This is a genomic window from Pseudomonas sp. PICF141 (assembly GCF_002286815.1).
GTDB lineage: Bacteria > Pseudomonadota > Gammaproteobacteria > Pseudomonadales > Pseudomonadaceae > Aquipseudomonas.
The window spans coordinates 90,806-98,340 of sequence record NZ_MUNM01000067.1; the positions used below are offsets into that span (position 1 = coordinate 90,806).

Genomic DNA, 7,535 nt, shown 5'->3' on the forward strand with positions numbered 1-7,535 from the left:
TGCACCTCACTTCACTCATCTTTACGCTGGCGTGGATCCGGCGTTTGATCCGTGCTTTTCTTCGGCGGCCCGCTTTCGCTACGAATCTGTGCATGGCTGATCAGGGCGAAGATAAAACTGCCACCGATGATGTTCCCCACCAGCGTGGGGCCTGCAAACACCAGCCAGTAATCCTTCCACGGCAACTCGCCGGCAAACACCAGGTACGAGACCTCGACCGATCCGACCACGATGTGGGTGAAATCTCCCAGGGCCATGAAATAGGTGATGAGGATGATGATCCACATCTTGGCGCTTTCCATGGACGGGATCATCCAGACCATGGTGGCGATCATCCAGCCGGAGATGATGCCTTTGGCGAACATTTTGCTCGCGTCGTTCTCCATGACCTTGCGCCCGATGTCGAGGAAGGCCAGATCGGTCTTGGTATCAAAAATCGGCAGGTGCAGCATCACATAGGCCACCAGCAGAGTGCCGCAGAGATTACCCACCAGCACGATCGACCACAGCCGAAACAACCGAGCGAAATTACCCGGCGTAGGCTTGCTCATGATCGGCAGCACGGCGGTCAGGGTGTTCTCGGTAAAGAGCTGCTGACGGGCAAGAATCACCGCGAGAAAACCTGCGCAGTAACCGAAACTGGCAATCACCTTGAAGCCTTCGCCGTCCGGCAGGCGCGAATTGAGCAACCCCATGCCCATCAGTGACAACCCCATGGTCAGGCCGGCAGCCAGGGCCGACCACCACAGCGCCGCTACGCTACGCTCGAGTTCCTGATTACCTTGGGTTCGAATGATTTCATGAAGCACCGCCGCGCGCGGTGGCTGGTTCTTGTCGACTTCGCGCTGCTCTTGCGCCGAAAGGTCCGGGGTCTTGCCGTCTTGAGGCGTCTCCATAAAGCTCCTGAACCAAGGGTGGGTCGTTTAACTACGACACGTGGGGATCGGGGCTGTTCACTACCTGGCGAAACGAAGCAAACCTGTGGCGAGGGAGCTTGCTCCCTTCGGGGCGCGAAGCGGCCCTAAAACCTGCCGGGTTCTTTCAGACAGACTTCACTGTCGGCTTACGACTGCTTCGCAGCCGGGCGGGAGCAAGCTCCCTCGCCACAGAGCGGCAATCACTCGCCGATGTCATCATCCTTGAACTGGTCTTTGACGTACCTGATCTCGGTCCGGCCGTGCGGCGCGGGCAGGCCGTCTTCGCCCAGGTTCACGAAAACCATCTTCTCCACCGTCAGGATGCTCTTGCGGGTGATCTTGTTGCGCACTTCGCAAGTCAGCGTGATCGAGGTATGACCGAACTTGGTGGCAGTGATGCCCAGTTCGATGATGTCACCCTGGCGCGAGGCGCTGACAAAGTTGATTTCGGAAATGTATTTGGTCACCACGCGCTGATTGCCCAGCTGGACGATGGCGTAGATCGCCGCTTCTTCGTCGATCCAGCGCAACAGACTGCCGCCGAACAGCGTGCCGTTGGGGTTGAGGTCTTCAGGTTTTACCCATTTGCGGGTGTGGAAATTCATGGGGGCTCCGAGGTTGAGTTGTTTGGGCGATAGGGTTATAGCCCCAGCTTCAAGTTTTAAGCGACAAGCTGCAAGTTAAAAGCCGATCTGCGTTTGCTTGCCGCTTGTAGCTTGTCACTTGCCACTAGCCGGATAAAGAAAGCTATAATCACCGCCGATTTCAAAACGGCTCCTACCGTTTTCCCGCCACCTGTCCGAGGGGCGCTGCAGCAGGTTTGACCTGTCAGGCTCGGATGGGGCGTTGACTGGCCACGGCCAGACACTAAACGCACAACGGCGCCCATTCGCATACATTACGAATGGAGGCTCATCATGAGCGCTGTTATCACGCCTGCAGATTTTAACGATTACAAAGTCGCCGACATGTCCCTGGCTGCCTGGGGCCGTCGCGAAACCATCATCGCCGAATCCGAAATGCCAGCCCTGATGGGCCTGCGCCGCAAATACGCCGCCGAGCAGCCGCTCAAAGGCGCGAAGATTCTCGGCTGCATCCACATGACCATTCAGACTGCCGTGCTGATCGAAACCCTGGTTGCCCTGGGTGCCGAAGTGCGTTGGTCGTCCTGCAACATTTTCTCGACTCAAGACCAGGCCGCCGCTTCCATCGCCGCTGCCGGCATCCCGGTATTTGCCTGGAAGGGCGAGACTGAAGAAGAGTACGAGTGGTGCCTGGAGCAAACCATCCTCAAAGATGGCCAGCCTTGGGATGCCAACATGATCCTCGACGATGGCGGCGACCTGACCGAGCTGCTGCACAAGAAGTATCCGCAGGTGCTGGATCGCGTCCATGGCGTCACCGAAGAAACCACCACCGGCGTTCACCGTCTGCTGGACATGCTGGCCAAGGGCGAGCTGAAAATCCCGGCCATCAACGTCAACGACTCGGTAACCAAAAGCAAGAACGACAACAAGTACGGCTGCCGTCACAGCCTGAACGATGCGATCAAGCGCGGTACCGACCACCTGCTGTCCGGCAAGCAAGCGCTGGTCATCGGTTACGGTGACGTGGGCAAGGGCTCGGCCCAGTCCCTGCGTCAGGAAGGCATGATCGTTAAAGTGTCCGAAGTCGACCCGATCTGTGCCATGCAAGCCTGCATGGACGGTTTCGAACTGGTTTCGCCGTTCATCGACGGTATCAACAACGGTACCGAAGCCAGCATCGACAAAGCCTTGCTGGGCAAGATCGACCTGATCGTGACCACCACCGGCAACGTCAATGTTTGCGACGCAAACATGCTCAAAGCCCTGAAGAAGCGCGCTGTGGTCTGCAACATCGGTCACTTCGACAACGAAATCGACACCGCTTTCATGCGCAAGAACTGGGCATGGGAAGAAGTGAAGCCACAGGTTCACAAGGTTCACCGCACCGGCCCGGGCGCATTCGACGCTCAGAACGACGACTACCTGATTCTGCTGGCCGAAGGCCGTCTGGTTAACCTGGGCAACGCCACTGGCCACCCAAGCCGCATCATGGACGGTTCGTTCGCCAACCAGGTTCTGGCGCAGATCTTCCTGTTCGGCCAGAAGTACGCCGACCTGTCGCCAGCCCAGAAAGCCGAGCGCCTGACCGTTGAAGTACTGCCTAAGAAACTGGACGAAGAAGTGGCCCTGGAAATGGTCCGCGGTTTCGGTGGCGTGGTCACTCAATTGACCAAGCAACAGGCTGACTACATCGGCGTCACCGTCGAAGGCCCGTTCAAGCCGCACGCTTACCGGTACTGACAGCAGCTGCGAGCTACAAGCTTCAAACTGCAAGTAAAGGCGGTTGTGTTTACTTGCAGTCTGGGCTTGGGCTTGTCTCTTCATGGTAATTAACACAGCAGTGAACTGTGAGCTTCAAACGCGAGAATCGGCGCACCGCCCACTTGCAGCTTGAAGCTTGCAACTTGCCGCTGGAGGTCCCCTCCATGTCCCAAGAACGTCGCTACAGTTTCGAATTCTTCCCGACGAAGACCGATGCTGGGCATGAAAAACTGATCGCCACTGCCCGTCATCTGGCGAGCTACAACCCCGACTTCTTCTCCTGCACCTACGGCGCTGGCGGTTCGACCCGTGATCGCACCCTCAACACCGTGTTGCAGCTTGAAAGCGAAGTCAAAGTCCCTGCCGCACCGCATCTGTCTTGCGTGGGCGACAGCAAGGACGATTTGCGCGGCCTGCTGAGCCAGTACAAGGCAGCCGGCATCACGCGCATCGTTGCGCTTCGCGGTGACCTGCCCTCGGGCATGGGCATGGCCAGCGGCGAGATGCGTCACGCCAATGACCTGGTTGAATTCATTCGTGAAGAAACCGGCGATCATTTCCACATCGAAGTCGCTGCTTACCCGGAGATGCATCCGCAAGCGCGCAACTTCGAAGACGATCTCAATAACTTTGTGCGCAAGGCTAACGCCGGCGCCAACAGTGCGATTACTCAGTACTTTTTCAACGCCGACAGTTATTTCTACTTCGTCGAGCGGGTGCAGGCCAAGGGCGTGAACATCCCGATCGTGCCGGGGATCATGCCGATCACCAATTACAGCAAGCTGGCGCGTTTTTCCGATGCGTGCGGTGCGGAAATTCCGCGCTGGATCCGCAAGCAACTGGAAGCCTACGGGGACGACACCCAGAGCATTCAAGGCTTTGGTGAGCAAGTCATCACCCAGATGTGCGAACGCCTGCTGCAGGGTGGCGCTCCAGGGCTGCATTTCTATACGCTGAACCAGGCTGAGCCGAGCCTGGCGGTGTGGAATAACCTGAAGTTGCCGCGTTAATCGTCGTTAAAGCAAGATCAAAAGATCGCAGCCTTCGGCAGCTCCTACAGAGGTATGTATGCCCCTGTAGGAAATGCCAAAGGCTGCGATCTTTTGCTTTGTGTGCCCTTTTATTGTGCAGCCATACCCTGAAGCAGAGCTTCTGGATCCGGTTTCTGGCTCTTTATGATTTCTCGTCGTAATCTCAACCCCATGCCTCTGATCGCTCAGTTACTGACCGTGCTTCTGTTCACTTGCCTGAGCCTCACTGCTCGGGGCGAGAAGTTGCGTATTGTCACCGAACCCTGGGCACCTTACGTGTATGAGGAAAACGGCAAGTCTTTGGGGCTGGACTATGAAACCACCGCCATTGTCTTCAAACGCCTTGGAATCGACGTGGAATGGCAGTTCCTGCCATGGAAACGCTGCCTGTCGATGCTTGAGCAAGGCCAGGCAGATGGCGTGCTGGATATTTTCCACAGCGCTGAACGCGACGCGACCCTGCTCTACCCCAGCGAGCCACTCTCGCAAGTCGAGTTCGTGATGTTCTACGCCAACGAGCGACCGTATCCGTTCCGTACCCTGAACGACCTGAAAGGCCTGACCATCGGAACCTCGCCGGGCTACCTGTACAGCAAGGACTTCAGCGAATCGACGCTGTTCACCCAGGAGCCGGCACCCACCCATGAAGCCAACTTCGGCAAACTGGTGCGCGGGCGCATCGACCTGCTGATCACCGATCGCCGGGTGGGCCAGCATTTGCTCGATCAACTGAACATCCGCGACAAGATCACCGAGAACCCGCTCATCATCAGCCAGCAAAGCCAGTTTCTGGCGGTACGCCGCAATGCCGGGATGGATTTGTTGGTGCAGCGTTTCGGTGCCGAGCTCAAACGCTTCAAGCGCGAACCAGCCTATGCTGAACTGAGCGCCCGCTATGGTGCCAGCCCGGCCACCGAAGCACGGCCTGCCAACAGCACCGCAGCTGGCGGAAAAACCGTTGAGCAGCAGGAAAGCGGCGCGCAGTGATTGCTCTGTTATACTCCGGCCTTCCCGCCAGGCTCACGCCCGGACGCTCGGACTTGTTCAAGGCATCTCGACCCCGCTACAGCGCAGCTTTTCAGCCCGCGCGAGCGCTCCAGACGAGCCTTCGAGGCCCAGCAGGACCGGACGGGATTGCGTCCTCTTAAACGCGATTCGCGCCAGGCAAGACTCCCATTGGGCCAAGCCCTAACTAAAACAGGATTACTCATGTCCTTTGCTTCCCTCGGTCTCTCCGAGGCTTTAGTCCGCGCCATCGAGGCTGCGGGCTATACCGAGCCTACTCCGGTGCAACAGCGGGCCATTCCCGCCGTGTTGCAAGGTCGCGACCTGATGGTCGCGGCACAGACAGGTACTGGTAAAACCGGTGGTTTCGCCCTCCCGATTCTGGAGCGGTTGTTCCCCAACGGTCACCCGGACAAATCCCAGCGTCATGGCCCGCGCCAACCGCGCGTACTGGTCCTGACCCCAACCCGCGAACTCGCGGCCCAGGTGCACGAGAGCTTCAAGGTCTATGCCCGTGACCTGAAATTCGTCAGCGCCTGCATCTTCGGCGGCGTCGGCATGAACCCACAGGTCCAGGCCATGTCCCGCGGTGTCGACGTGCTGGTGGCCTGCCCCGGTCGCCTGCTTGACCTCGCCGGCCAAGGCAGCGTCGATTTGTCCCACGTGGAAATCCTCGTGCTGGACGAAGCCGACCGCATGCTCGACATGGGCTTCGTCCATGACGTGAAAAAGGTCCTCGCCCGCCTGCCGGGCAAACGCCAGAACCTGTTGTTCTCGGCGACATTCTCCAAAGACATCACCGACCTCGCCGGCAAGCTGCTGCACAATCCGGAACGCATCGAAGTCACGCCGCCGAACACCACGGTCGAGCGGATCGAACAGCGCGTATTCCGCTTGCCAGCCAACCACAAGCGTTCGTTGCTGGCGCACCTGATCACCGCCGGTGCCTGGGAACAAGTGCTGGTATTCACCCGCACCAAACACGGCGCCAACCGCCTGGCCGAGTACCTGGACAAACACGGTCTCACCGCCGTCGCCATCCACGGCAACAAGAGCCAGAACGCCCGCACCAAAGCCCTGGCCGACTTCAAGGCCGGTGAAGTGCGCATCCTGGTCGCCACCGACATCGCCGCTCGCGGCCTGGACATCGATCAGTTGCCTCACGTAGTCAACTTCGAACTGCCCAACGTCGACGAAGATTATGTGCACCGAATCGGTCGTACCGGCCGTGCCGGGCGTTCGGGCGAGGCGATCTCGCTGGTCGCTCCAGACGAAGAAAAGCTGCTCAAAAGCATCGAGCGCATGACCAAGCAGAAGATTGCCGACGGCAACCTGATGGGCTTCGATTCCAGCGCTGTGGAAGCCGAGAAACCTGAAGTCCGCGAGCGTCCGGATGTGCGTAACCCGCGCAACCCACGTGGCCCGCGCGGCGACGGTCCGAACGGCAGCGGCGGTGGTGGCGGTCGCAAAGACAAAGGCAAGGACAAGGGCAAGGAAAAACCTGCTGCCGCTGGCCGTGGTGATCGCCCGGCCCGCGAACGCAAGCCTCGCGAAGGCACCCCGGCCCGTGAGTCTCAGCGTCCGGCACCTCGCGCCGCCGCTGATCGTGCTCCGGACGAGTTCCTGGACGACGATATCGATAACTTCGGTAACCGCGTCGATTATGTGCCTCAAGCCAAACCGGCTCAGGGCCGTGGTCGCCGTCCGGGCGCTCCGGCACAAGGCGCAGGCGCAGGTGCTCCGCGCACCGGTCAGCCACAAGGTCGCCAGAATGGTCCGCGCAACAGCAGCGGCGCATCCACCGGCACCCCGCCGGCCAAGCGCAGCGGCCCACGCAACGGTGCCCCACGTGACGGCCAGGCCCGCCGCGAAGAGTCTCGCAACCGCCGCCCGGCCCGTGACGAACAGTCTCGTTCGGAACCGGCCGTGCAGAACCCGCGCAGCCCGGCACCAAGGATCATTCACAAGGAATCAAAAAGCGATCGCTTCCCGACACCTGAGCAACTGGATCAACTGCCAGGCCGTCCACGCGGAGAAAAACCAGCCTTGCTGACTCGCAATCGCTGATTTATCGCTGATATGAAAAATGCCCCGGCTCTCACGATCCGGGGCATTTTTTTGGGCGCTGCAAACTGCTTTTGTAGGAGCTGGCGAAGCCTGCGATCTTCTGATCTTGCCTTTATCAGCGGTGATCTTGAAAAGATCGCAGCCTGCGGCAGCTCCTACGTCTCAGC

6 protein-coding genes and 1 riboswitch are annotated in these 7,535 nt (G+C 59.3%); of the genes, 4 read left to right on the forward strand and 2 right to left on the reverse strand.

All coding sequences use genetic code 11. The features are described 5' to 3' along the window. Positions 1–11: 11 nt before the first annotated feature. Positions 12–896 carry a formate/nitrite transporter family protein gene (locus BZL43_RS19035; protein ID WP_095633727.1) on the reverse strand — a complete coding sequence of 295 codons (885 nt, stop codon included), beginning with the start codon at positions 894–896 and terminating at the stop codon, positions 12–14. Between the two features lie 221 nt (positions 897–1,117). Beyond that, positions 1,118–1,522, reverse strand: a complete 405-nt coding sequence (locus BZL43_RS19040; protein ID WP_095633728.1) for an acyl-CoA thioesterase — start codon at positions 1,520–1,522, stop codon at positions 1,118–1,120. A gap of 190 nt (positions 1,523–1,712) precedes the next feature. Beyond that, positions 1,713–1,811, forward strand: a riboswitch (S-adenosyl-L-homocysteine riboswitch). A 23-nt stretch (positions 1,812–1,834) separates the two neighbouring features. On the opposite strand from BZL43_RS19040, the gene ahcY reads away from it, so the two are divergent. The 4 genes from ahcY (at position 1,835) to BZL43_RS19060 (ending at position 7,368) form a co-directional block, all read left to right on the forward strand. Further along, positions 1,835–3,244: an adenosylhomocysteinase gene (gene ahcY, locus BZL43_RS19045; RefSeq protein ID WP_095633729.1), complete on the forward strand. Its 1,410-nt coding sequence runs from the start codon at positions 1,835–1,837 to the stop codon at positions 3,242–3,244. A gap of 185 nt (positions 3,245–3,429) precedes the next feature. After that, positions 3,430–4,275, forward strand: coding sequence for a methylenetetrahydrofolate reductase [NAD(P)H] (gene metF / locus BZL43_RS19050; protein ID WP_095633730.1), 846 nt, complete (start codon positions 3,430–3,432; stop codon positions 4,273–4,275). 192 nt (positions 4,276–4,467) lie between these two features. Next, positions 4,468–5,283, forward strand: a complete 816-nt coding sequence (locus BZL43_RS19055) for an ABC transporter substrate-binding protein (protein WP_095633735.1) — start codon at positions 4,468–4,470, stop codon at positions 5,281–5,283. A 222-nt stretch (positions 5,284–5,505) separates the two neighbouring features. After that, positions 5,506–7,368 (forward strand): DEAD/DEAH box helicase, encoded by a 1,863-nt coding sequence (locus tag BZL43_RS19060; protein WP_095633731.1) that lies wholly within the window; start codon positions 5,506–5,508, stop codon positions 7,366–7,368. The last annotated feature ends 167 nt before the right edge of the window (positions 7,369–7,535 follow it).

Excerpts from the sequence above, each read along its gene's own strand:
- BZL43_RS19040 (WP_095633728.1), bottom strand. The coding sequence starts at position 1,522 with ATGAATTTCCACACCCGCAAATGGGTAAAACCTGAAGACCTCAACCCC.
- BZL43_RS19035 (WP_095633727.1), bottom strand. The coding sequence starts at position 896 with ATGGAGACGCCTCAAGACGGCAAGACCCCGGACCTTTCGGCGCAAGAG.
- BZL43_RS19055 (WP_095633735.1), top strand. The coding sequence starts at position 4,468 with ATGCCTCTGATCGCTCAGTTACTGACCGTGCTTCTGTTCACTTGCCTG.
- metF (WP_095633730.1), top strand. The coding sequence starts at position 3,430 with ATGTCCCAAGAACGTCGCTACAGTTTCGAATTCTTCCCGACGAAGACC.
- ahcY (WP_095633729.1), top strand. The coding sequence starts at position 1,835 with ATGAGCGCTGTTATCACGCCTGCAGATTTTAACGATTACAAAGTCGCC.
- BZL43_RS19060 (WP_095633731.1), top strand. The coding sequence starts at position 5,506 with ATGTCCTTTGCTTCCCTCGGTCTCTCCGAGGCTTTAGTCCGCGCCATC.